The 262-nt window shown below is 45.4% G+C and carries 1 protein-coding gene; it reads right to left on the reverse strand.

Going from position 1 to position 262, the window contains the following annotated elements:
- On the reverse strand, nt 1–262 hold a 262-nt coding region (locus HMPREF2963_RS02200), incomplete at both ends, for a MucBP domain-containing protein (RefSeq protein ID WP_186821950.1).

Raw genomic sequence — 262 nt, forward strand, 5'->3', positions numbered from 1 at the left:
GGTGCATCTGGAATCAGATCATAGAAGTAAGTAATATTGGTATTGCCTTCAACGACTTTCCCTTTTTCTGCCCCTTGAGTAGCTTTCAGATCCAGTTTGTACTTCTTGCCATCAACGGTCGTGATGGTATCACGGCGTTGGTCTGTGGTATCGTAATCTGTACCCACTTCTGAACGTGGTGTATCAGTCACTTTCGGTGCAATCGTAACGCCGTCTTTGTTCTTGTACTCAACGGTGACATCCCCATATTTCTTCTGTGGTG

This window comes from Streptococcus sp. HMSC067A03 (genome assembly GCF_001814295.1).
GTDB classification, from domain to species: Bacteria; Bacillota; Bacilli; order Lactobacillales; family Streptococcaceae; genus Streptococcus; species Streptococcus constellatus.